This window comes from Fibrobacter sp., assembly GCF_045601785.1.
GTDB lineage: Bacteria > Fibrobacterota > Fibrobacteria > Fibrobacterales > Fibrobacteraceae > Fibrobacter.
Genome location: NZ_JAZSAF010000085.1, coordinates 58,339 through 83,099, shown reverse-complemented (window position 1 = coordinate 83,099; position 24,761 = coordinate 58,339). Strand labels below are relative to the sequence as shown.

Here is a 24,761-nt window from a genome sequence, read left to right as displayed (position 1 = left end):
CTAGATGCGGAAATTTTTTTATATGTTTACAAATGGATATAGAGGTGCTATTATGAAAAAAACAAAAATGCAGTGGTTCCTGGTATTGACTCTTTCGGCGTTGTGCCTTGTGGCTTGCAAGGAACGTGAAACTCGCTACGAATATTATGAGGACGACCCCAAGAAACCTTACAGGGTGTATGAGGTCGACAAGCAAACTGGAAAGCTGGATGGTTCTTATAAAGAGTACTATGAAGATGGAACCCTGAAGATGGATGGCTCCTACAAGGACGGACGCCTGGACGGCCCCCGCAAAGCCAAGGAACCCGAATTCTATGATTATATGCTGATTGTGGAAGATTTCTACAAGGATGGCCTTTTGGAGGGCACCCGTAAGAAGTATTATATAAAAGGTGGCGTGAATGGTAATGAAAAGGGAGTTTTGCGTTCGGAAGAAAACTTCAAGAACGGGCGCAAGAATGGACCGTTCAAGTGGTTTAACGAAAATGGAGTTCTGATGGGGGAAGAATCCTATAAGGATGACTTGAAGGATGGAATCTTCAGGGAGTATGATGAAAAGGGAACCTTGAGGAAGGAAAAAAACTACAGGGACGGTGCCTTGGTGGGATCTCTCAAGGTGTATAGCGAGGACGGCAAGCTCGTATCCAAGGGAAAGGATCACGAACTGTATTTTACGGACCCGAGAGACAATCAATCGTACCCGGTAGTTACCATAGGGGAACAAGCGTGGATGTCGGCGAGACTGAACTATAAGACGAGCGACAGCTATTGTTACCAGGACCTTGAATTGAATTGCGACAGGTACGGCAGGCTTTACACATGGAATGCCGCAAAGAAGGCTTGCCCTGAGGGTTGGCATTTGCCGCGCAAGGTGGAATTTGAAACCATGCGAGCGGTTTTTGGCGAAGATGATAGAGACATCTTTTTCTCGGCACTCCCTGTAGGAGAAACTGTTAGTACCTATACCGGGATTAGGAATGATGACGGATATCACGGCCAGCGTGAGGAGGAAAATCAATTTTCGAATTTCTGGAGCTCGACGGATGTTGGCGGCGGTCTTGCGTATAGTGTGTACGTGTTTATGAGTTGTTGCGATATTGGTGCAGGTCTTGATACCGTCTATAAGAAAGATGCACTATCCGTTCTTTGCGTGGAGGGAGACGATGCCGGAGATCAGTCGTATGCCGGTTATTGGCTAGGCGACGGGAATGATATCTTTGAGGTCCTTACTGAAAACGGAAGAGAGTTCATTATCAGGAACGATTATGGCGACCTCGAGGCAAGAATCAAGGATGGTGCCCTGCGCGGGAAAAATTCGGCAGGCGAGGAAATCTTCATGGCAGTAAAGGGCGACACAGCCTTCTATGATAACGGTAGAATGCTCAACGGTTACAAGCGTATCACTAGGGACGAATACTTCGATATTAAAACCAAGATGGACATAGACAAAGTTCTAAAAGAAGTTTACTCGGAATGATTTGAAAGACGGAATTAAGAACGAATAAATTCGAATCCGCTAAATGCTAAACATTTAAGCCAGCCCGCTTCGGACTGGCTTTTTTGTTGACTATAGCTTGATTTTTAAACCAGACTGATGCTCTCGTCGAGGCCGAGGGCGATATTCATGTTCTGGATGGCTGCACCGCTTGCGCCCTTGCCGAGGTTGTCGATAATAGTCGTCACCTGCATCACGGTTTCGTTGCCGAATACCTGGATGCGGGCGTTGTTCGTGTCGTTACAGACGGTGGCGTCAAGGCGGCCGTTGAACAGCACGGGGGCTGCTTCGTAGGGCATCACCTTCACAAAACGGGAACCTTCGTAGTGCTTCGCCAGGATTTCGGTGAGGCCTTCGGGGCCCACCTTCTTGGTGAGTTCGTTTGCGAAAATAGCGACCGTGACCGCCATGCCCTTGTAATAAGGGCCAAGCACCGGGTTGAAGAACGGAACGTTCTCGAGTTCGCAGTACTTCTTCATTTCGGGGAGGTGCTTGTGAGTAAGCGCGAGCGCGTACGGGGCGGGCGCCATGATGGCCTTGGATTCGCCGGCAGCATGTGCAAGTGCTGCCGCTTCTTCGTATTCGGCAATCAGCTTCTTGCCGCCGCCGGAATAGCCGGTGATGCTGTAGGCGGCGAGGTTTGCACTCTTCGGCAAAATGCCTGCGGCAACCAGCGGATGTACACCGAGAATAAAGCCCGAGGCATGGCAACCGGGGTTCGCGATGCGCTTGGCCTTTGCAATCGCTTCGCGCTGGGCAGGGCTCAGCTCCGGCATCCCGTAGGTCCAGTCGGGGTTTACGCGGTGAGCAGTCGATGCGTCAATCACGCGGGTGTTCGGGTTTTCGCAGAGGGCTGCACTTTCGACAGCGGCAGCATCGGGCAGGCACAGGAACGTTACGTCGGACTCGTTGATGAGTCGCTTGCGTTCGTTAATGTCTTTGCGGAGTTCGGGAGAAATGCGCAACACTTCGATGTCGGTGCGCTTTGCGAGTCTCTCATAAATCTGCAGGCCGGTGGTACCTGCTTCACCATCTACGAAAACTTTGAACATTATTTTTCCTTCGGAAAAAGGTTTTGGGGTCGTACCTGCGGTGCTTCGAGGTGTGAGGTCGTCACTCCGTGCCTTTGAGTTTGCGCCTATGGCGCGATTATTGTTGCTCAAAGGGAGCTTGGGCGACCGCGCTCATGCCTCAAAGGGGCGAATGCCCCGTGCTCTTGCCTGTCTACTTGTTAGCGCCGCAGCACTTCTTGTACTTCTTGCCGGAACCACACGGGCACGGGTCGTTGCGGCCAACAGACGGGCCCACGTTGCGAACCGTTTCCTGCTTCACGGCGCGGCCGTCGTAGAAGAACCATGCGCCGCCGACCTTGTGGAATTCACCGAGCTCGTGGTGGTTACGGGTGATGTTGCCTTGCTTGAAGCGTGCAATGAATTCGACCCAGCCGATGTTCTTTTCTTCTTCGGTCTTGGTCTGCTTGATTTCGATACCGAGCCATTCGGAGTCCTTGCTCCAGGCGGTCACGCTGGCTTCGTCGAAGTCGCTGCGCTGAGTGGGTTCCAGGGATTCCTTGAGCCATTCGATTTCCTGCTTCACGTAGGCGGTGTAGCGGGAACGCATCAAAGCTTCGGGACTAGTAGCGAGGGTCTGCTTCTTGATGATGGGTTCGCAGCATTCGCCGTAGGTCTTGCCGGATCCGCAGGGGCATAAATCGTTTGCCATATAAATACCTTGATTCCTTATGTTGTTCATCGGGCGGACATAGCCGCCATGGGTTGATTAAAATCGTTGCTAAAGGTAGAAAAAAATGGGCGGCTCCTTGCCGTCCATTTTTTAAATGTTGCTCAATTTGAACGTGCTATTACAGGCACTTCTTCAGAAGCCAGATTTCTTCCTTGCCTTCACGGCCGGGCAGACTATTTGTGGGCTTGATGCGTTCGACAATGTCAAAGACGCCGCCGAGGCGTGCCATGAGTTCGCCTTCGCTGGTGGCGTGCGGCGGACCCTGCAAGGTCTTGCCGTTCATGAGCGGATAGAGGAAGAGAATCAGCAGGCCGTCATCCTTCATCATCTTGTAGCAGACTTCGAAGAACTCGTCGCGACGACCCGGGTGAATTGCCGTAAAGCAGCAGTAGTCGTAAACGATGTCGAAAAGCTGACCGCCGCGCTTGTCGTCCTTGGGTGACAGCGAGAACAGGTCGAGGTCCAGGGAACGCAGGTTCTTGTGCTTGCGGCTCAGATGGTCAAGTTCATCGACTGCAGAGGGGGCGAAGTCGACTGCCAGCACGTCGTGTCCGCGGAGTGCCCAAGCTTCGGCGTCGTAGCCAAAGCCTGCGCCGGGTACCAGAACGGAACCTGTGGCGGGACAAGAGGGGTGCTTGAAAAATTCCGTCAGAGCGGGCGTCACCTTCTTGAGATTCCAGTAGTCCTTGCCTTCGGCATAAAGATTATCCCAGAAATCCGGGAGGTTCTGCGTTAACATTATTTACCTTCCTTTTGTACGCAAGCTGCCCGCAGGCGGCGAGAATGTCGCGGCCGCGCGGGTTGCGGATCGTGATTTGAATTTCGGCAGCCCTAACCATCGCCAAAAAATCTTCTACCTGCTCCGGCGTGGGTGCGTGGAGCGTGGGGTCGTCTCCGTCGTTGAGTACAATGGCGTTCACCTTCACGCGACGGGGGGCGCAAATGCGTATGAGCTCCTTGGCGGCCTTGGGGGTGCAGGTGATGTCCTGTATCAAGACAAATTCAAACGTTACATAATTATCGGTTCTGCGAATGTATTCGTCAACCGCTTCCAAAAGTTTTTCGATGGGCCAAGTCTTGTTGACCGGCATGACCGACGAACGGTATTCGTTGTTCGTGCTGTTGAGGCTTACGGCGAGGCAACAGGGAGTATTGCGGTCCACCAGTTCCTTGATCTTGGGAACGACTCCGCTTGTACTCACGGTCATGCGCTTTGCGCCCATGTTGAACAGGCTCTGGTTATGCAGCGTACAACAGACGCGGTGTACGTTTTCCAGGTTGTTCAAAGGTTCGCCCATGCCCATAAAGATGATGTTTGTCACCTGGGCTGTCTTGCCTTCTTCGTTCAAAAGGCCGGATTCCTTCAGGTACCAGTTGACATTGATGATTTCTTCTAGGATTTCACCGGCTTCGAGATTTCGGGTGAAGCCCATTTTGGCAGTGCGGCAGAAGGCACAGTTCATGGCGCAGCCCACTTGGGTCGAAACGCAAACGGAAAAGCGACCGTTTGCAGGAATCATCACCGTTTCGATATGGTGGTCGTCGGATGTCTTGAATAGCCATTTGACGGTGCCGTCGACCGATTCCATGCGCTGCTCCACGATAAGGGAGCGGAGCTCGAATTGCTTGGCGAGCTTTTCGCGGAGGGCGGGGGAGATGTTGACCATCTCGTCGTAGGTTTTAACCTGTTGGCAGAAGAGCCATTTCTGGATTTGGCTTGCTCGGAACGGCTTTTCGTTTTGCTCGCGAAGCCATGCCTTCAGCTCGTCTTCGTTGAGCGTCTTTATGTTCCTTTGCCATTCCATCGGGGGATAAAGATAGCAAAAAAATACCTTTTTGTTAAGGGTAAAAACACGATGAAAATATAGGCCCGTATGCCTAAAAATAGGCTATTGGGAGTGCTTTTCAGCTTTTATTTTTTTTGCGTTTTCAAGGTAATCATCTGCAATCTTGCTCGGTTCGGCGGCCTGGAGAATGTCTCGAGCAAATACAAAGTCGCCGTTTTCTAGCAGAAGGTAAAGCCTGTCTACTTCCTCGAAAAAGGCGGTCAGGGACAGGTTGTAGGCGTTTGCAAGGGCGCAAAGCGTGAAAATGGAAGGCTGCCGTTTTCCGCCTTCGACTTGCGAGATGAACTGCCTTGTGATGTTCGAGATGATGGAAAGCCTGTTCTGTGTGAGTCCGCGTTTGTGTCGACTGGCTAGGAAAACGAGACGGACTGCTTCTTGGATAGTGCGGTTGTTGTATTCCATTTTTCCATGTGGATTTAAGGTTTTATCCCCCAACACTCTCGCCCTTGCACTCTCGTATCGCTGTCAATTTTAGTATAACATTTTGGTAATCCGTGCAAACAGTAGTTTGCAAAGTTTGAAAAATAATCTTAACAGAAATGTTGGTTCCAGTTTCTCGCCTGCTTTCAACAAAAAAAGAAAAGGCCAGTCTTATCGACTGACCTTTCCTTTCTGCGGGTGCCAGGACTCGAACCTGGAGCCTTTTGGTTCGTAGCCAAACGCTCTATCCAGTTGGGCTACATCCGCGTTATTGATGGCCCAAATATAGCTTAATGCGTGTTTTTGTCAAGGGGGCTTGACGAAAAATTGTTATTTTTTCTCAAAATTTTTTCTGTTGAATCAAAATGAATAAAGTCAAATCCGTTTTGTTGGCTCTGCTTGGCGTTCTTAAGGGCTGGTTTACCGACCGTAGGGTGGTCAAGTGGCTGATTATCTTTGCCATTCCCGTGGTGCTGGCCTTTGTTGCCGTAGTGGTGGTCTATAACCATTTTGCTCCGGAACTGCCTTCGCTTTCGCAGCTCGAACAGATCAACCCGAAGCTCGTGACTAACATCTACGACATGAATGGGAAAATCGCCCATGAATACTTCGTGGAACGCCGCGAATGGACCAGCTTCGACTCAATACCTGAAAATGCGATCCACGCCGTGATGGCTACCGAAGACCGCGCCTTCTACAGCCACTGGGGCATGAATGTGTGGGCGATTCCGTCGGCTATCATGGAAAGTGCCTTGTCGGGCAAGAAACTCCGCGGTGCATCCACCTTGACCCAGCAGCTGACCAAGCTTTTGTTCCTCACGCCGGAACGCACGATTTCGCGTAAGATCAAGGAAATGATGACGGCCATCCGCATCGAACAGACTTATACGAAAGAAGAAATCCTCGAGTTCTACATGAACGAAGTCTACCTGGCTGGCGGTAACTACGGTTTCCAGGCTGCAGGCAAGTTCTATTTTGGTCGTCCGCTCGACAGCCTTACGATTCCGGAATTTGCCGTGCTGGCGGGTATGCTGCAACGCCCTGAAGCCTACCGACCCGACCGTCACCCGGAAGCCTCCCTTGAACGGCGCAATACGGTGCTCTACGCCATGCGCGATGCGGGTTACATCAACGACGACGAATACCACGAATACATCAAGACTCCGATTGAACTTGCGAAGAAGGAAGTCTCGAACGAATCGGGCCTTTATTTCTACGAAGAAATCCGCAAGTACATGGAAAAGAAGTACGGCGAAAATTCGCTCTATGCCGATGGTGTGTCCATCAATTCAACGATTGATCCTGACATCCAGGCCTACGCCGACAGCGTTGCCCGCGTACAGGTCGAAAAGGTCCGCCGCCGCGTCAAGTACCGTGCGACCCGCCGCCTTTATCTGACCAAAAAGTATAACATGCCCGAAGACAGCGTGGTCGCTCACTTCGACAGCGTCTATACGCTCTTCAAGAAGGAATATTTGGCCGATGACCTGAAACGCGATGCCAAGCACCGCCGTTTCCCCGATAGTATTCTATACCACCACCCCGAAGTGGCGGCGATCCTGATTGAAAACGAGACGGGTGCAATCCGTGCCATGGTGGGCGGTTCCGACTTCAACCAGTCCCGCTGGAACCGTGCGGTGCAGTCCCTGCGTCAGCCCGGCTCGTCGTTCAAGCCGATTGTGTATTCGACGGCCATGGACAACGGTGCAAGCCCCTGCGACTCGGTGAACGACCAGCCGGTGAGCATTCCCGATCCGGATGACAAGGACAAGAACAAGGTTTGGCGCCCGGCGAACTTCGAACACGACTTCGAAGGCATGATGACGCTCCGCCGTGCCCTTTACAAGTCCAAGAACCTGCCGGCAATTCTCACGGGCATGAAGTACGGCCTCAACAACGTGGTGAACTACGCCCGCAAGTTCGGCATTGTGCGCGCCCCGCTGATGGCGGTCCCGAGCCTTGCCCTAGGTTCTGTGGGTGCAACCCTTATGGAAATGACCTCTGCCTACACCGTGTTCCCCAACGGCGGTAACCGCATCGAGCCTTACATGATCGAATCGATTGTGGACCGCAACGGCGAAGTCATCGAGAAGAATTCCAAGGTCGAGCACGAAGTGCTGCGCCCGGCGTCGGCCTACCTGATGGTCGACATGCTCAAGGACGTGAATGTGCGTGGTACGGCAGCCCGCGTATGGGCCAATGGCTTTACGCACCCGAGCGGTGGCAAGACCGGTACCACGAACGACTATACCGACTGCTGGTACATCGGCTTCACCAAGCAATATACGATGGGCGTGTGGGTTGGCTCCGACAGCCCGGGCACCTTGGGCGCCGGCCACACCGGTACCGAAGATGCGCTCCCGATTTGGATTGCCGTGATGAAGGAACTTCACAAGGATCTGCCGCGCAAGTCTTTCCCGGTGCCTAGCGGCGTGGTCAGCAAGGGCATTTGCAATCATACGGGCAAGGTGGCAGGCGAGTTCTGCTCCGAAAAGACCTATTGCCTCTATACGGCAGGTTACGCTCCGACCGAAACCTGCGACGGCAACCACTTCGAAGTCAAGACCAAGTCCGCAGACGACGCAACGCTCTTCAGCAACAAGGGCGCAAGTGCGGCCCCCAAGCCGAGCAGCGGCGGTCCTGCCAAGAAGAATACGCGCAAGATGTTCTAGAGGTCGCGTCCTATGGACGCTTTGAGCTATGAGGTCGGTCGCTGAGGCTCCCTTTGAGGGGACCTTGCTTTATATGGTTTTGTGACTAAACGAAAAGTGCCCCGGATAGGGGCACGTCCTCATTCCTCAAAGCCACGTAGTGGCGAGCTCTCTTGCTACTTAAGCATGTTGTTGAGCGTGGCGCGCATGTGGTTCATGTTCGCTTCGTTCAGCGTTTCGTAGCGGTAGAAGGTTCCGTCTTTCTGGACAATGTAGACGACCGGAATGTAGCCTGTGCCGTAGGCGGGGCCGAACTTGTAGTCGCTGTCTTGGAATACGGGAATCGAAACGTGGAACTGGTCGATGAACAGGCGAATGTCATTTTTCTTGATTCCGCCACCGAGGCCGATGGCGATACCGGTCAGGCCCTTCTGCTCGTATTCCTTGACAAGGTCCTGAATTTCGGAAATGTGGCGCTGACAGTGCGGGCACTTGGGACTAAAGTAGTAGATCAGAAGCGGCTTGTTGGCAAAGTGGCTGAACAGGATGCCCGGATCGCTGATTCCGGAAAGCGGCTTTGAAAAGTCCATCTTCATGGGCTGGTTTGTGGTGGTATCCTGCATCAGCTTGACATCGGCCATCTGTGGTTCAGGGGCTAATTGCGCAAAAGGGGCTACTGCTGCGATGGTGATGACGCCTAAAAGTTTCGACAAGGTTCGCATAAAAACTCCAATACTCTGAGCCGACGAATGGTTTTGCCATGCGCCGCTCCTTATGGATGCTAAAATATCAAAAAATGAGGCGAAAAAACAAGTTTTTTGCAAAAAAATGCAATTTTTTGCCGTTATGGTTATTCCAAGTTGGAATATATCGGTACTACCAGGTTACAGGTTGTAGGTAGTTATAATCGAATAGTGGCATTCGCCCTTGCGCACGCCGTTCAGGGGAATGCTGACATCAAACTTGTTGATGAGTCGACTGATGGACTTGGTTTGAGCAAATCGGATTCCAAATCCAGTGAGGTAGACGAGGTCCTTGCGGTTGATGTCCTTGAATTCCCAGGCAGTTTCACCGACGCTTCCGAATACGGCGATGACGGGCATGAGCGTTGCTATTTCAAATCCTGTAAAGTAGCGCTGTTCGAGGTTTGCGAATACGCGAGCCTGTCCGGCGTAGAATCCGGTGGGGAAGCCGGCAAAACCGTTGATGCCGCCGAGCGTGAGCTGTCTGCCGTAGCGCGAATCTTCGTAGAAGTCGGCAAGTCCCGTAAGGACTGTCGAAAGCTGGTTTGTGGGGTGGAATATGTATTCGCCCGAAATTCTTCCGTAGTAGTCGTGGCTTTCGCCGTGGTCAAGATAGAAGTTCATCTCGGTATTGAGCGTCAGGTGGTGCATGCGCCTTCCAAGCATCAGGCTTGTCCAGAAGTCAAGTCGGATGTCGTTGTCGAGTGCTCCGAGCTGCTCGTAGTTCTTGGAAATCTGCGCCTTAATCGAATAACCCTTTTCAATGTCTTCGGTCCACTTGGCGTTGTGGAAGTTCTTGATTTTTTCGTAACGGATGTTCGAAAACATCAGGTACAGGCCGAGCCTAGAATCCTTCTGTTCGGGGAACCAGTCGCTGTAGGCAAAGCTTGAGTCGATGGCGTAGGTGGTGTCTCCATGTGTAAATACATAGCGGTAGAGTGTTCCCTCGCTTGCCGTTTGATGGCGGTAGTCGTAAGTGGCGCCTAGATAGAACTTGCGGTAGGTGCCGCCAAAGGAACGGCTGAACCTGAAACTCAGCGAATCGTCGATGAAGTCTTCAACCTTCATCAGTTTCATAGCCTTCTTGCCATTGTATTGAGAAAGCGAACCTAAGTAGCGTGTTCTTGCAATCGAATCGATTTCGTGGTTGCTAGCATGCTTAAAGAGGGGCTCTTTACGAATGGCGTCCAGTTGGTCAAGGAATCCCTTATTTTGTTCGTAACTGTATGGAGTGGCGCCCGGAGGCAGCTCGCCGCTCCCATAAAAGTAGGCGAAGCGTTTGTTCTTTAGGCCTTCGAGCGTGTAGGCCCACTGGTTCTGGCTCCTGGTCAAGAAGGGTACATACATTTTCCAGCTGGCGAGGTACCCGTCGGTGTTGTAGCTATAGAGAAAGTCCAAATGGTTGTAGCGGAACAGGAAATGCGGGTCGCCGTATTCCACTTGCCACATGTCTCGGAACTCGTCATGCCCGAAGTAGAAACCGAGCTTTTGCCCAAGACCCAGGAAGTTGCTTTCCTGGACGCCGACGCCCCAGTTCAGGTTATCGTAGCTCCACTCGTTGCCAGAAAAGCCGATGCTTGTGGGAACAGCGAGGGTCCAGTTGTCGCTGGTGCTCACTGTGGCGATGTTCTTGCCGTCTTCGTTCGAAATCTTGATGCTTGCATCGGAAAGGTAGCGCTGCGTGCGCAGGAATCGTTCTGCTTCTTGTATCTGGAGGTCGTTCACGACGTCGCCTTCGTTAAAAAGGAGCAACTTCTTGACCGTCGATTCGCGGGTTTCGATGTGGATCCAATTCAATAAGTCGTAAGCCCACTTGTCGTACTTGGTGTGGTACTTGGAGTCGTCAAAAGCGTCGCCGATATTGTATTGAATGGAATCAATCTTGAATGTACCGGGGGTGTCTTGCGCGAGGGCTGCAAGGGGTACAAACAAGAGAATGAATAAAATAAACGGCATTGCGGGGATAATATAGAAAAAAGTGTAGATTTTTTCTGTTTGCATAGATTGGAATTATGAACTTTCGAAAACGGAATCCATTTGGCTTTGGTATTTTTTCTATATTTGCCCCCGTACAAATCAAGGAGTAGCTAAATGCTCAAATCTACACTGCAACAGACCGATCCGGAAATCTACAACATCATCCAGGAAGAAGCCGAACGCCAGGAATATGGCATCGAACTCATCGCTTCCGAAAACTACACCTCCAAGGCCGTCATGGAAGCCATGGGCTCCGTGCTGACCAACAAGTACAGCGAAGGCTACGTGGGCAAGCGCTACTACGGTGGTAACGAAGTGATCGACAAGATGGAAGCTTTGGCCATCGAACGTTGCAAGAAGCTCTTTGGTTGCGACCATGTGAACATCCAGCCGCTTTCCGGTTCTCCGGCCAACGCCGCTGTCTATTTCGCCGTCCTCAAACCGGGCGACAAGGTCCTCGGCCTCAAGCTCGACCACGGTGGACACCTTTCTCACGGCCATCCGGTGAACTTCTCCGGCATGCTCTACAACTTCGTGCAGTACGAAGTCGACAAGGAAACGGGCCGCATCGACATGGACAAGGTCCGCGAAATCGCTCTCCGCGAAAAGCCGAAGATGATCCTCGCCGGTTTCTCTGCCTACAGCCGCAACCTCGACTGGAAGCGCTTCAAGGAAATCGCTGACGAAGTCGGCGCCCTCACCATGGCCGACATTTCTCACGTCGCTGGCCTCATTGCCGGTAAGGCAATCGATTCTCCGGTGCCGTACTTCGACATCGTGACGACCACGACCCACAAGACTCTCCGTGGCCCGCGTTCCGCTATCATCATGTGCAAGGACCGCACCATCCAGAAGATGGTGAAGGGTGAACTCAAGGAAGTTTCCCTCGCCAAGGAAATCGACAAGGGCGTGTTCCCGGGCATGCAGGGTGGTCCGCATGACCACATCAACGCCGGTAAGGCCGTTGCATTCCTCGAAGCTCTGCAGCCGGAATTCCAGACCTACGCGAAGAACGTCATCAAGAACGCTCAGGCTATGTGCGCCGAAATGCAGAAGCTCGGCTACAAGGTCATTAGCGATGGTACCGACAACCACCTCATCGTGGTGGACATGACCTCCAAGGGCGTTTCCGGTAAGGAAGCCGAAGTGGCCATGGAAAAGGTTGGCATCTCCTGCAGCCGTTCTACAATCCCGTTCGATCCGCGCAAGCCGATGGATCCGTCCGGTGTCCGTCTCGGTACTGCCGCTATCACGACTCGTGGCTTTGACGAAGAAGACACCCGGGTCGTGGCCCGCATCATCGACCGCGCCATTCAGGCCAAGGACGACGATGCCGCTCTCGCCAAGATCCGTCAGGAAATTGTCGAACTCTGCAAGAAGCACCCGCTGTATAAATAACCGCTCGCGCCCAATCGTACAAGTACGTACCCAGAGCGCTCGCTCTCGCCTCCGCCACAGCTTAACGCTTGTGGCTTTGAGGCTCACAGAGCCCGCTCGCGGAAAACATTTAAAAGCTCTCGGTTCAAAGCCGGGGGCTTTTTTTGTATAATTGAATTAAGTCAATGAAAAGAGAATGTTTAGGAAATGTGATGAAACGATTTGTTTTTATTCTTGGATTTATTGCTTTGTTTTACGGTTGTAGTGATGAAACTAAAGTTCAAATTGCCCCATTCCATAATGATTTGGATGAGTCTGCCACGGAGGTGTATTCCGTATACGAACTGGGAAATTGCTCCAAGAATCGTAATGGAGATTCTGTATGGGTTATGCAGGATTCCGCTTTTTATATTTGCTTCGAGAATGAGTGGAATGCTGTGGAAGCCGTCTTTGAAGATGTTTCGAGTTCTTCTGTAAAAAGTTCGGCATCTGGAAGAAGTTCGTCTTCTGAAAACCGTTCTTCCTCCGAAGGTGGTCCTGCTGTTAAAGAAAGCTCTTCGTCTAGAGAAGAAGCTACTTTGGACGATGACGATGTTGCGGATCCGGCAAAGGTTGTTTACGGTTCTTTAGAAGACCCTAGAGATGGAGCGGTTTACAAGACCGTGAAAATCGGAAATCAAAATTGGATGGCTGAAAATCTAAACTTTTTGAACGACACTATTTATTCCGGTTGTCTTCCTGAAAGTTATGGCGGTTGCGCAAAATATGGTAGAGGGTATATGTGGTTTTCTGCGATGGAATTAATGCAAAAGGTGAATTGCAGTGATGATTCACTTGATGTCGTTGAAGAATTTATTAATCCTCAGCATCGCGGAGTTTGTCCAGAAGGCTGGCACATTCCCAATAATGCAGAATGGAATACCTTGATTGATTATGTGGAGGCTCACAATGGCAAAGAAATGGCAGGTACAAGCCTTAAAACGGATGATTGGGTGGATGTCGATGGCCTGCCAAAGGGAACGAACCGCTTCGGTTTTTCTGCAAAACAGGGGGGACGTATGGATCCTGAACGTACCAGCAAAACTGCATGTGGCTATAATGGAATTATAATGACTTATGCCAAGTATCCCTCTGAAAATGCTCGTAAAATGTTCTCTCCGCGTGTTGATGATTATGATCATGTTGCTTATGGCGCGACATTTTGCAGTGCAGATGGATATATTTGGACTGTGGGCATGAGCGCACAATTCCATTATGATGAATTTGTTTATCCTGAACGCAGATACTTTGGCGGCTGTTATGTCCGTTGTGTGGAGGATAAGTGATGATTGAGAAAATTCTTTTTTTGCTCGTATGCGCTTTTTTGCTTTGTTGTGGCGAAACGGAAACAGTCTCGCGCCCGGTTGATGTGAGTTCTATTTATAATTTGGGTCGGTGTACAAAAGAAAGGGAAGGTGAACAGGCTTTTGTCGTAGACAAAAATTGCCTTTATACTTGTAAAGAAAATGACTGGGTTTCTGAAAATGGCGAGGATAAATCTTCTACTTCCTTAAAAACGCTCATGTCATCTGATGATTCTAAAAAGGTTGAATCTTCCTGTTCTTCTACTGATGAACAGGTTGACGGCGAATCCAGTTCCTCTAAAAAGAGCGAAACTTGGGAATTGGATCCTTCGGCTTCAAGCAGTTCTTCAATCGCTCTGTCGTCTTCTTCAGTTGTAATTATCGACGAAAATGAGTTTTTAGACACACGAGATGGTCATGTCTATAAAACTGTGAAAATTGGAACGCGTACATGGATGGCCGAAAATCTGAAATACGCCTATAACGAAGGTAAGCAAAGTTTCTGCTATTTGGATCGCGAAGAAAACTGCGAATATTTAGGTAGGCTTTACACGTGGTCTGGTGCAATGGCCATGGAACAGAAATACGATAGCACTTATAAGGTAGAAATGAAATTGCCTCATCAGGGAGTGTGCCCTGAAGGTTGGCATGTCTCGACGGAAGACGACTGGAGTGACCTTCATGCTCACGTAGATTTTGAAAATGGGAAAGAATCTGTTGGTGAAAACCTGATAGACAATGTGGGTTGGAATGTTTCGAATTATCAATACGGCGGTACGACTGTGAGCATGTTTGATTTTAATGAGGCGAATCGAAATAAGTATGGATTTGCCCTGCGTGCCGGATTTCGTTGGTATTCTGGAGATTACAGGGAAGCCGCGATAAGTTCGCTAGTATGGTTAGCGACAAATAATCCTTTTATTGAACATGTTGTTATGTCCGTTCGTGGCTTTGTCCTTGATTTGGTCTCCTGCGATTATGATGATTTCTTTTCTTATAGAGATTGCCTTGATGAAAATGGTGGTGTGACAAATAATTGGGACTATCGTGCGAAAAATTACAAATCTGAGGGTAAGTTTGTTCGTTGCGTTTCTGATACGTTTTTACCGGAATCTATATCTCTAGTGAAAACAAAAACAACTGCTGAAGGTGAGAGTGAATACGATGAGACTGCTCAAACTTTGTTGGACAAACGTGATGGGCAAGTTTACAAAACGACGAAAATTGGAGAACAGGTCTGGATGGCTGAAAACCTGAATTTCAAGACTTCGGGCGGAAATGCCGACGATCTGGAAGGAAGCCTCTGTCTTGAAAACAAGGCGGAAAATTGCGAGGAGTTTGGTCGATTGTATAATTGGAATGCTGCCATGGATATTCCTCAGGAATATGAATCCGCTCGCTATTTGGTTTTGGAAGATTCAAGGCAGGGAATTTGCCCTGGAGGTTGGCATTTGCCACAGGATCAGGAATGGCAACAAATGATTGACTTCGTAAAGGCGGACTATGACGAGGAATCGTTCTTGGATGCTCTGCAGGACGAACCATATCCAAATACTTATGGACTATCTTTGCCTTTACCAACATCTGGTTTTGCTACAATGAAGGCTAAAGGAAACGATGTTGCGAAAAGCAAATATTTCTATTTTTGGACTTCATCAAACAGTGCAGAGATGTTCCTTGTTTTGGCTAGAGGATACAATGGTGTTGATATGGAACATGGTAAGCCGCGCTCCCCAAAACAGACCTTTGCCGCTGTCCGCTGCATAATGGACTAGTTTTTTTCTTTACAAACCCATAGATATATTGTCCATAATTATGAAACTAGGGAATGTTATTCTGCCTTGGAAAAGGTTAGATTACGGGTAAGGAGTTTTTATGGAATGTTTGAAAGTTTCGCTTGGCGCGGCGTTGTCATTTGCTGCCGTTTCTGCGGTTTCCGCTTTCGCCGGTCCCATTACCACGGTGCCCTGGAATGGTCACCCTGGTGCAGCCAGTTTCACCTTTGACGATGGTTTGCATTCGCAGACGAATAACCTGACCTTCTTGGACAATATGCCCGATGTGTCGGTGACGTTCTTTGTCTGTACGAATACCATGAATTTTGCGTCCAATTCGCAACCGCACTTGAATTATGCGAAGAAGGGGCACGAAATTGGTAACCACACGATGAACCACAAGAACTTGACTCAGGAGAGCAATCCGTCTTCGGAAGTGAGCGGGGCTGCGCAAAAGTTACGTGGCATGGGCCTTGAGGCGACTTCTTTGGCGACGCCGTATTGCGCCCAGAATGCGACGGTCAAAAATGCTATCAACCAAGAGCACTTTATTAACCGCGGGTGCGGTGGCAGTGGCCTTACGGGTTGGGATAGCGAACCGGATTGGATGCAGATTGATTCCCACTACTGGCAGACGAGTAGCAATGTGTCCGCTTTTAAGAGCAGTTCCGATCAGGCGGCAAGTAGCAGCAAGTGGCATGTGCAACTGAACCATGGTGTTGGTGGCGACTGGGATGCTATTTCGGCGGCAGACATCAAGACGCTGATTGAATACGCCGTCAGCAAGAATTTGTGGGTGGCGAGTTTCTCGACGGTGGGCGCCTACCTGCGTGCACACTTCACGATTGACAAGGCGATCGCAACGAACACCTCTAGCGGTTTCAAGGTGACGTGGACTTCTCCGCATGCGCACATGCCGAAGAGCGTGCCGCTGCGCGTGAAGATTCAGGGTGCCCAGGGACAGACCGTGAGCCAGAAGGGCAAAGAGGTCAAGCCGAATTCCGACGGCACTTACACCATTGAATTCATGACGCTCGAACTCGAAGTTTCGGGTGAACCCATCGAAGTCAAACCGTTCAAGGGTGCAATCGAAATTCCTGGAACTCTCGAAGCTGAAAATTACGACACCTATGCTTATAGCGATGCTGACGGCAAGAGTGACGAAACGGGCTACCGCAGCGACGATGCAGGAATCGTGAAGGCGGGCGACGGTTATGCCCTCGGCTATACCTCTGCAGACGATTACTTTGAATACACGCTCGATGTAAAATCTGCAGGCAAGTACAAATTAATTATCAACGGTGCAACGGGCAACTCTACGGCATCCAGCGTGACGGTTTCTGTGGGCGACCAAAAGGTGCAAACTGAAATTCCTTCGCAAGGCGACTGGAACACTTATTCCGAAGTTGAGGCGGGAGAATTGGAACTCGCCGCAGGTAAGCAGACGCTTCGCCTGACCATCAACACCAATTATGTCAATGTGGACTGGATCAAGTTTGTGGATGCTTCTGCTCCGGAGTCATCCAGTTCTTCGGAAACGACTTCTATTGCTAAGGGGATTGCTTTTGAACAGGGCTCTCGAATGGTTCGCTGCCAGGTGTTCGACATGAATGGCAAACTAATCAAATCCGTGAATGTCGTGGCGGGCTCGGAAAGCGAGGTGTGGAACGGTGTCAAGGCTTCGCTGATGAATGGCGTCTACATGATGCGCTACGGCGAAGTGGACGGTGGCAGCATGCACATGGTGCAAGTACGAAAGTGACAAGGATACAGACCTGAAATAGATTAGTCCCGGCATTGCGTCGGGGCATTTTATTATCTTTGTAATCTAATTGGAGAAATTTTATGCAGTCCTGGATAGAGATCAAGAAAATCGAGAATCCTACCGAAGAGCAACAGCTGGAAGCCGTCAAACTCAACTGGTTCGCAATCAGCCTGATTGCAAATCCGACTCCTGCGGTGCAGAAAGCGGCCTTCGAGCAGAATGTGCAGGCGATTCTCTATGTGAAGAATGGACTGTGCGAAGACTTAAAGGCGGCTCTCAACGCTCTCGACGAGCCTACACTCCTCGCTGCTGTGAACGGCGACCCGAACATCCTCAAGTTTGTGACGAATCCGGAGCTTCTCAAGGCGGCTATCCGTGCCGACTGGAAAATCGTCAAGAAAATTGAAAATGCGAGCGATGAACTTTGGGCCGAAGCCGTGCGCGTGAGTGCCGATGCACTCAAGTTCGTGCGCGACCCTGGCGAAGCAGTGTTGGTGGCAGCCGTGGAACGCGACTGGACTTATCTGCAAGAAATAGAACATCCGACTGCTCTCGTGGTGGTTGCCGCTGTCAAGCAGGATTACCGCGCCTTTGAATACGTGAGCATCAAGAACCGCACCGAGGCGGTCCAGATGGCGGCAGTGCGCACCGATCCCCGTTGCATCCAGTATCTGCAGCGAGCCTCTGAAAAGGTGCAGATGGAAGCGGTCCGCAAGGACAAGGGTGTGTTTCCGCTCATCAAGAATCCGAGCGAGGCTGTTAAGGAATTCTGCAAGTAATTAGTTGCAGTGCGCGATGGAAAACCCGCTGGTAAAAGTCGAGAACGTTTCGTTCCGCTATCCGAAATCGGATGTGGAGGCGCTTTCGTCAGTGTCGCTTGAAATTCCGCAGGGAAGCTTCTTTGCGCTGCTGGGCCCTAATGGTGCCGGTAAGACCACTCTTTTGCGCTTACTTTGTGGTCGCTTCGCTAAGTTTTCGGGAAGTCTTGAAATTGCTGCGGATGTTCGTGGCACAAATGGATTCTTGAATCCGCTTGCATGTGGCATTCTACTTGAAAATCCTGGAATTTATCCGAAACTTTCGATTGCTGAATACGTAGATTACTTTGTCGGTTTTTATGCGGCGGGCAATCCCGTCTGGAAAGCTTCTTCAACCCGCGATCGAATTGCCGCGCTTGCTCAAAAGCTGGAACTCCCCAGTCTTGATACGCGCATGGGGAAGCTTTCTCTTGGAAACCGTCAGAAGGTGCAACTGCTGCGCGCCATGGCATCTAATCCGCGTCTTTTGATATTAGATGAGCCCGTTGCAAATCTCGACCCGATTTCGAGGGAAACGGTGTGGAACCTGATTGCGGATTGGCGGCGAAACGAGGGGGGCACGGCGATCGTCTGTTCGCATATCCTTGCCGAAATGGAAGAAGAAGCCACGGACTATGCGATTATCGACCGCGGGCGGGTGTTGAAAAATGGGCGAGTCGCGGATCTTGCGACCGTTACGAATACATTCAAAGTAGAAACTGCTGCCGGCGTGACCTTGGAACAGGTGCGTGCGGCACTTGCTTCGGCGGGGCTTGATGTTGATGTTAACTCCGCCAATTCAAACCTTGTGAATATTTATCGGGATGTTGTAGACCATCGAATCTAGAACGTCTGCGACAAATCAAACGCAAACCTTCCCCAGCCGAACGCTTCCGGATTCCAGTTGCTCAAATCCTTCTTGAAGGCATAATCGAGACGGAATGTCAGGAACTGCCAGCGGTAACGAATGCCGAAACCGAAGCTTTCGCATTCGCGTTCCTTGTAAACGCCTTCGCTGTCAACGACGCGCGTCCAGTCGTAGAATTGAACGATTTGCCAGCGTTTCCAAGTTTTCCAGGGGAATGTCCAACGGATTTCTTCGTTCATTCTGAAATAAAGTGGCGTCAGACCCGTATTGATGGCGGTGACGGTATCGGTTTCGCCGGTATCTTCGTTATACTCGGTGTAGGTGCTATCGTAGCTTGCGTAAATGCTGCGGAAGCGGTAGCCGCGTACGGAACGCGTACCGCCCTGGTAGAATACGCGGGCGTCGTCTTCTAGCGCCTTGGCGAAGAACTTGCCGACGCTTCCGCTGATGGCGCCGTTGAAAGTCCAGAACAGTGGATGGTACAGGTTGACCGTCATCTCGCCGTAGGTGTAGGGGTTTCCGACCATGGTGAGCGAATAGATGTCACCATTCCAGTTGGTGCCCGCGCCTACGGTGGGTGCAAAGCGGATTCCCTTCACCGGGTTGAAGTAGTCGTCGGTATAGTCGAAGGTGAGAGCCACTTCGCCTTTCAGCTTGAAGAGCCTGTCTCGGTTCTTATCAACATAGCGGGTATCGAGCGTGCCGCGGAAACGGATGTTTTTTGTAATGCCGAAGGTCAAGTCGCCACGGTTAATCACTTCGTAGCGCTCTTCGATGCTGTCGGGGTAGGCGGGCGGGTTCGTCTTTTCATGGTTCAGCGTAAGGCGGTCGTCGAAGCGGATTGCCGTCGGAATGAAGCTGAATGCCGTTCCGAACAAGAGCGGGTTTGCGTAGCCGATTGATGCTTCTTGCTTGTGCTGGGCGACGAGCGCACCCGTAGAAAATTCGTGGAATCGTCCAAAGAAATTCTTGTGCTTTGCCGAAGCGTGTGCGCCGAATCCGTAAATTTCTTCGTAGAAGAAACCGTAATGCATCTCACCGGGAACGCGTTCGGTTGCATCCAGGTGCACGTCGGAAAGCCCGTCTTCGCGCAAGGAATCGCTCATCTTGATTTGAGTGAATAGCTGCGTAGAGAATAGCTTCGATCTGAAGGAGTGGTACTGGTTACCGTCGATGATTTTACCTTTCGGAATTCTCCAGAGTGAAGAGAGCCATGCCGTGTCGGTAAGTCCCATTTCCTGAACAGAATCCTGCTTGGAGTGTCTGTCGCGAGAACGAAGGCTTGCACTCACCATGTTACCCATGATGACCTTGGCGCCAGGGTCGATTGTAATCTCGACATAGATTTTCTTTTGGTTGGTGTCAACGAGTTCTACAGAAGATAGCGTCGTGTGCAGATAGCCTTCGCGGCGGTAAGCCTTCTGGATTTTTTCCATATCTTCGGCAATATCTTCGTGGTTGTAGTAGTGGTCTTTAGCCGTATTTAGGTCGGTCGTGTCGATTTCGACCGTTCGATCGGGGGGTACAATCAGCTTTACCCCGTTGAATCGGTAGCGTTCGCCGTCGCGGATTTCAATGAAGTAGCCGCGCACGGAGCTGTCCTGCGAAACGATGTCGCGGTGGATTTCCATCGAAAGGTCCAGGCTGTAGTAACCGCGGGAATAGTAGAGCGCCTTGATGTTTTCAAGAGAAAGGCGCATCATGAAGTCCTGTTTTGTCGTGTCCATTCGACCGAATTCTTCAGGTACATCAAGCTGCTCTTCCAGCTGGTAGCTCGAGAAAGCCTTGTTGCCCTCAATGTTGATGTACCAGGGGTGTTTGTCTTCTTCGGCGAAGCAGAACACGGCAACGAACAAGAGAAGGGTCGCTAATTTTTTCATTTGGCACCTTCCTTGGGTTTGTTTTGCATTTCTTCGCAGCGGCCCAGGCCTAGCAGGCACGGGTTCCAGAACTTGTAGACGTATTCGATACCGACATTCTTTTCGAGTCGTTCTGTTTCACCGCTTTCTGTACCGGTGTTGGTCAGGTACTGCTTTTGTATAAGCATGGCGTTCAACGACAGTGTCGGAGACAGGTGGTTCTTATGCGAGTATTCCGCTTCCTGGAATACGGGGAGTATGTAGTTCGCGCCGAATTGCAGCGACTGGTCGTAAGTGGGGTTTTCGCTCTGGTCCTGCGTGTAGCCAAAGATAAGACTCAGGTTCTTTACCCAGCGGTCGAGCGCCACCGGAATTTTGAAGTAGCTGGAGTCCTTGTCGCTAGTCGTATTGTTTTCGAAGAACATCACCTTCATGTCGATATCGCCGATGTAGTCGCCACCAAGGGTCTTGTTCGCCGTTGTCGAAATGACCTTTCCGATTGCCTTGCCCGCGAGCTTGTTCCAGTCGGTTTCTTCTCCGTTGTCGTCGGCGATACAGCCTAGCAATATGTTGTAGTAAATGGATGCAGACGAAGATTCCGTACCGCAGTTTGATGACGGTATCGCCTGCAAGTTCGTAATGGTGCCTTGCAAGTCGAGGTTAATGGGACAAGTCTCCTTGTCATTTTCCGAAGTTTCTGCGCAGTAGGGGAGTTCCTGGCTACTGGACACATCGATGACTCCCTTCTGCCAAGGCACATCGTTCCAAGAGAGCAAGAAGGAATTCAATTCGAATTCGTAGATGTCCTTGACGCCGATAAAGCCGCTGTTCGTGTTACTGATGTCGCCACGCAATAGCGGACGTGCCGTGTTGCCAAGAACCCAGATGTCTACGGTGAGAGGGAATGTGGCAAATGGTGTGACGACTGCGATGGAATCCATCTGGGAGTCACTTACGTGCAGCGACAGGTTGATAGGACTTGTAGCAGAAAGCTTTTCTTCTTGGGTTCCCTTCTTGCGGAGCTTAGCAACAAAGTTGTTGAACATGGTCAGGTACTTGTCGAGCGCAGACGGCGTGACATCTACCTCGAAGTCTCTGTAGAACACCATCTTGTCGATGGAAATGTTTCCTGTAATCGTGTTGTTCTGGATAATTCCTTCACGACGGTGCGGAACGATGAAACCGATGTTGCCTCTAGCGACGGCGTCTGCCTTTCCGTAGACTTCATCCTTGAACTTGTACGAAATTTTGGGAATGTTTGCAGTAATCAAAAGCTCGCCTTCGCTGTCGGTCATGCTGCTGTGAACATCCTCAAAAACCAGATAATGTGATCCACTCTGAATGGAATACCTATCGGAGTGCAGGTTGATACCTTCAAGCCGCATGCTGTCCAGATTGAACTGGAGCGTTGCAGAAATTTCTTCGTCGTTGTCGTTCTGCGTCTTTGCTTCGAAAATGTCTAGGAGTCCGTTCTCCAGGTGCCCGCGCATATAAATCGGGAATTTGACCTTGGTTCTGGGCGGTTCATATAAAGTGGAATCAAGTTTTAAATCGGCTGTAATTCCGTTGAGTCCCTTTCTTAGTTCGGCAGTCATATCGATGTGCAGGTCGGTGTTCGTGATTTCGCTTACGGTGCCAGGAATAAACCACGAGCCGTTCGCATCGACTGTGCCCTTGAATATGAAATCGTTGTCGATGAACCCTTCGGCCCAAAGAGTTCCGCCGTTGTCGCTGCCGTGAGAGAAACTCACATGGCGCTTGTCGCTGAAAATGTTGTTGATGATAACCTGCGTGTTACCGGTCCAACCGCCGCCACCAATGTCAAGGTAGGAGTTCAGCTCAATTTTGTCGTTCTCTGCGAATACGTTCAGCTTTCGAATGTTGAACAGGTCGCTTGGAATTTTGCGGAACTGGATGTCGAAGAAGTCCAGGTTGCCTATGAGCTTGTTTCCTTGGTTGTAGGTCAGGTCACCGTTCAGCATACCGGACGTCAGGGTGCTGTCGTTTAGACCTTCGAGTAGCAGGGGAATGCTGAATTCATGCGATGAAATATTGGCGTAGAGAACCTGGACTGGCAAGAAGCTCGTTGCCTTGAAGTCGGGGTTGGAATCGTTGGGCAAGATGAAGATTGTGGCTGCCGTTACCGAGTTCTTGTTGTGCAACGCCTTGAAGTGGTCAACGAATATGGTGTCCTTGTTCTTGCGGACGGAAGTTTCTAGACCGACCTGGAAGGATTCGACTTCTCCTTCGACGGAAAGATCCATGACTCCTATGTGGTTGTCGAAGTCCTGGTGCCAGGTTCCACTGACGCGGCCGACGATGTTTCTGCCGAGATTGATGTCGGAGAAGGGAATTGTTTCGTAGACCACCTTGTCCGCTTCGACATCGAGGGCGATGGTGTCACCGATGTGGACGTAGGCGCTCGCCTTGCCGCCGTGCTGCTGCCTTACATTCCAGGATGTATGCGGGTGTTCGTCGTTCCATTTGACGTCCCCGTCGAAATCGAATGTCTCCTTGGGGGTGTAGATCGTTCCGTTCGAAAAGTCGATGCCTTTCTTGTTAATGTCGAGCGTGACCTGCAGGGAGTCTGCGGCAATGTGGTAGGCGTTGATGATCGAGTGAATGTGCGCAAGAATTTTTAGCGAGTGTCCGTTGAAGGAGCCGTAGGCCTTGGATCTTGCGCCAAGCGTCAAGTTACCATTCGTCCAGTCTAGCGCCCATGGTTCGTGAGGGGATATGTCTCCGGTAAAGGTTAGCGATAAGGAATCCTTGAAATTGATGACGGCATCGACTAGGGATCCTTGTCTTGTTTCTGCGGACACGGTCAGCTCGTTGTTGTGTAATTCTCCCGATTTGATTTCCATGTCCAAAGGCATCATCTGGGGTCCGAACTGGGCGCTCATGTGACTGACTCGTCCGGTAAAGAACGCCTCCTTGTTCTTGTTGGCCGATCCGTTGAGCGAAATGCTTCCGCCTTCGTCGTTTTTGAGCAGACAGTCGAAATCGATGTTGTTCTGGTCGCCGGAGAGTTTTAAGGTGACGCTTTCGGCGAGCAGCGGCCAGAATTCGCCAATCCTGGTTTGTACCGTCGCATCGTATGTTGTCCTTTTCTTCTGAAGGTCGAACGTTCCGTTGGCCTTTACCTTGATAGCTCCGATGTGCGGGACCGCTGCGGGTAGGTCCGCGGGAATCCATTCCTTGGGATTGTTGATGGTCAGGTTCGTATTCGCCGAAACCTTTCCCAGATCGTCCTTGGGGGCTTCTATGTTGAGTGCGACGGAGTCCTTGGCGGTCTTGACGCTTCCGTTGACTTTCAGTTTTTCGCTTTCAAAGTCGGCGCGGATGTTTATTTTGGCGGGTGCCGAGATGAAGTCGCCCGAAGCTTCCCTCGCCTTGATAGAAAGTGACTTCTCGCCTTCGCTCTCGATGGAAAGATCCTTTGCCTGCCAACCCTTGCCGTCGGAGAGGTAGACCTGTGCATTTTTCACCCCGACCTGGACGGGGATGGGAAAACGGAGCTTTTCGGGAAATTTGGGTATTTCCTGCGGATCTTCTTTTGGTTTGGAATCGTCCTTGGGAGGGCCGACGACGGCGATGACCGAATCCATATCTAGGTTCACTCCCTTTGTGAAGCCGAGAATTGTAATGTCCAGGTTCGGATTGGCAATTTTGATGTCGGTGCCATCGACTTCGACTCGGATGGAGTCGAAATGGTGGGTTAGGAGCGATTCCATGCTATGCCCGTAAGGGGTTATGGTGACCCCTGCGATGGTATGTTCCGTAGAAAGGAATCTTTCTAAAAGCGCATGCAAGAACCAGGCGCCAAGGGCAATGACGCCAACCACAGCCGTTGTAAGGACGGCTGTTCCTACAAATGTCGTCGGTCTTCTGATCAACTTGATTTCAAGTATAGAAAATGCACAAAAAGTGGTCTTGGATTTATGGTGAAAAGTGTGTGTAAATCGTTGTCTGTCAATGATTTGCGTGAGCGGACGCGCTAACGGTTTGTACGCGCGGGGCAGCCTTGCTTGTTCCATGAAAATAAGAATGTATATCAGGAATTTTTTTCAACGAGGTGCTTTTTTGTGCATCATTTGTGGC

General features: G+C 50.7%; 17 protein-coding genes and 1 tRNA gene. 8 read left to right on the top strand and 10 right to left on the bottom strand.

Annotation, left to right across the window (positions count from 1 at the left end):
* Window positions 1-52 precede the first annotated feature (52 nt).
* On the top strand, window positions 53-1,477 hold the full coding sequence (locus tag ACKI61_RS13895; RefSeq protein WP_407458265.1) for an FISUMP domain-containing protein: 1,425 nt from the start codon (window positions 53-55) through the stop codon (window positions 1,475-1,477).
* Window positions 1,478-1,581: 104 nt separating this feature from the next.
* Here ACKI61_RS13895 and argC read toward each other — a convergent pair whose 3' ends face one another.
* The 6 genes from argC to ACKI61_RS13865 all read right to left on the bottom strand — a co-directional run bounded on the left by argC (window position 1,582) and on the right by ACKI61_RS13865 (window position 5,772).
* Entirely contained in the window at window positions 1,582-2,547 is a 966-nt protein-coding gene (gene argC, locus ACKI61_RS13890; RefSeq protein WP_407458264.1) for an N-acetyl-gamma-glutamyl-phosphate reductase, read from the bottom strand.
* A 172-nt stretch (window positions 2,548-2,719) separates the two neighbouring features.
* On the bottom strand, window positions 2,720-3,217 hold the full coding sequence (locus tag ACKI61_RS13885) for a YchJ family protein (protein WP_407458263.1): 498 nt from the start codon (window positions 3,215-3,217) through the stop codon (window positions 2,720-2,722).
* A 139-nt stretch (window positions 3,218-3,356) separates the two neighbouring features.
* A complete protein-coding gene (locus ACKI61_RS13880) occupies window positions 3,357-3,977 on the bottom strand; it encodes a methyltransferase (RefSeq protein ID WP_407458262.1) in 621 nt (206 codons plus the stop codon).
* On the bottom strand, window positions 3,943-5,043 hold the full coding sequence (gene rlmN, locus ACKI61_RS13875; protein WP_407458261.1) for a 23S rRNA (adenine(2503)-C(2))-methyltransferase RlmN: 1,101 nt from the start codon (window positions 5,041-5,043) through the stop codon (window positions 3,943-3,945). The genes ACKI61_RS13880 and rlmN overlap by 35 nt, the downstream gene beginning before the upstream one ends.
* An 84-nt stretch (window positions 5,044-5,127) precedes the next feature.
* Window positions 5,128-5,487 (bottom strand): helix-turn-helix domain-containing protein, encoded by a 360-nt coding sequence (locus ACKI61_RS13870; RefSeq protein ID WP_407458260.1) that lies wholly within the window; start codon window positions 5,485-5,487, stop codon window positions 5,128-5,130.
* Window positions 5,488-5,698: 211 nt separating this feature from the next.
* Window positions 5,699-5,772, bottom strand: a tRNA-Arg gene (locus tag ACKI61_RS13865).
* A gap of 98 nt (window positions 5,773-5,870) precedes the next feature.
* Here ACKI61_RS13865 and ACKI61_RS13860 point away from each other — a divergent pair.
* Window positions 5,871-8,177 (top strand): penicillin-binding protein 1A, encoded by a 2,307-nt coding sequence (locus ACKI61_RS13860; protein ID WP_407458259.1) that lies wholly within the window; start codon window positions 5,871-5,873, stop codon window positions 8,175-8,177.
* A 155-nt stretch (window positions 8,178-8,332) separates the two neighbouring features.
* On the opposite strand, the gene ACKI61_RS13855 is transcribed toward ACKI61_RS13860, so the two are convergent.
* Together ACKI61_RS13855 and ACKI61_RS13850 are read right to left on the bottom strand one after the other, a co-directional pair.
* Complete coding sequence (locus ACKI61_RS13855; RefSeq protein WP_407458258.1) at window positions 8,333-8,878, bottom strand: TlpA disulfide reductase family protein; 546 nt, start codon at window positions 8,876-8,878, stop codon at window positions 8,333-8,335.
* 162 nt (window positions 8,879-9,040) lie between these two features.
* Window positions 9,041-10,855, bottom strand: coding sequence for a hypothetical protein (locus tag ACKI61_RS13850; protein ID WP_407458257.1), 1,815 nt, complete (start codon window positions 10,853-10,855; stop codon window positions 9,041-9,043).
* Between the two features lie 135 nt (window positions 10,856-10,990).
* Between ACKI61_RS13850 and glyA the strand changes: the two genes are divergently transcribed.
* The 6 genes from glyA (at window position 10,991) to ACKI61_RS13820 (ending at window position 18,780) form a co-directional block, all read left to right on the top strand.
* On the top strand, window positions 10,991-12,274 hold the full coding sequence (gene glyA / locus ACKI61_RS13845) for a serine hydroxymethyltransferase (RefSeq protein WP_407458256.1): 1,284 nt from the start codon (window positions 10,991-10,993) through the stop codon (window positions 12,272-12,274).
* 191 nt (window positions 12,275-12,465) lie between these two features.
* Window positions 12,466-13,578 (top strand): FISUMP domain-containing protein, encoded by a 1,113-nt coding sequence (locus ACKI61_RS13840; RefSeq protein ID WP_407458255.1) that lies wholly within the window; start codon window positions 12,466-12,468, stop codon window positions 13,576-13,578.
* On the top strand, window positions 13,578-15,371 hold the full coding sequence (locus ACKI61_RS13835) for an FISUMP domain-containing protein (RefSeq protein ID WP_407458254.1): 1,794 nt from the start codon (window positions 13,578-13,580) through the stop codon (window positions 15,369-15,371). Before ACKI61_RS13840 ends, ACKI61_RS13835 begins: the two co-directional genes overlap by 1 nt.
* A gap of 100 nt (window positions 15,372-15,471) precedes the next feature.
* A complete protein-coding gene (locus ACKI61_RS13830; protein ID WP_407458253.1) occupies window positions 15,472-17,133 on the top strand; it encodes a carbohydrate-binding protein in 1,662 nt (553 codons plus the stop codon).
* 83 nt (window positions 17,134-17,216) lie between these two features.
* Entirely contained in the window at window positions 17,217-17,915 is a 699-nt protein-coding gene (locus ACKI61_RS13825) for a hypothetical protein (protein ID WP_407458252.1), read from the top strand.
* A 16-nt stretch (window positions 17,916-17,931) separates the two neighbouring features.
* Window positions 17,932-18,780 carry an ABC transporter ATP-binding protein gene (locus tag ACKI61_RS13820; protein ID WP_407458251.1) on the top strand — a complete coding sequence of 283 codons (849 nt, stop codon included), beginning with the start codon at window positions 17,932-17,934 and terminating at the stop codon, window positions 18,778-18,780.
* Here the strand turns inward: ACKI61_RS13820 and ACKI61_RS13815 are convergent.
* Both ACKI61_RS13815 and ACKI61_RS13810 read right to left on the bottom strand, forming a co-directional pair.
* Window positions 18,777-20,681: a BamA/TamA family outer membrane protein gene (locus ACKI61_RS13815; RefSeq protein WP_407458250.1), complete on the bottom strand. Its 1,905-nt coding sequence runs from the start codon at window positions 20,679-20,681 to the stop codon at window positions 18,777-18,779. The genes ACKI61_RS13820 and ACKI61_RS13815 overlap by 4 nt on opposite strands.
* Complete coding sequence (locus ACKI61_RS13810) at window positions 20,678-24,556, bottom strand: hypothetical protein (protein WP_407458249.1); 3,879 nt, start codon at window positions 24,554-24,556, stop codon at window positions 20,678-20,680. The genes ACKI61_RS13815 and ACKI61_RS13810 overlap by 4 nt, the downstream gene beginning before the upstream one ends.
* Between the last annotated feature and the right edge of the window lie 205 nt (window positions 24,557-24,761).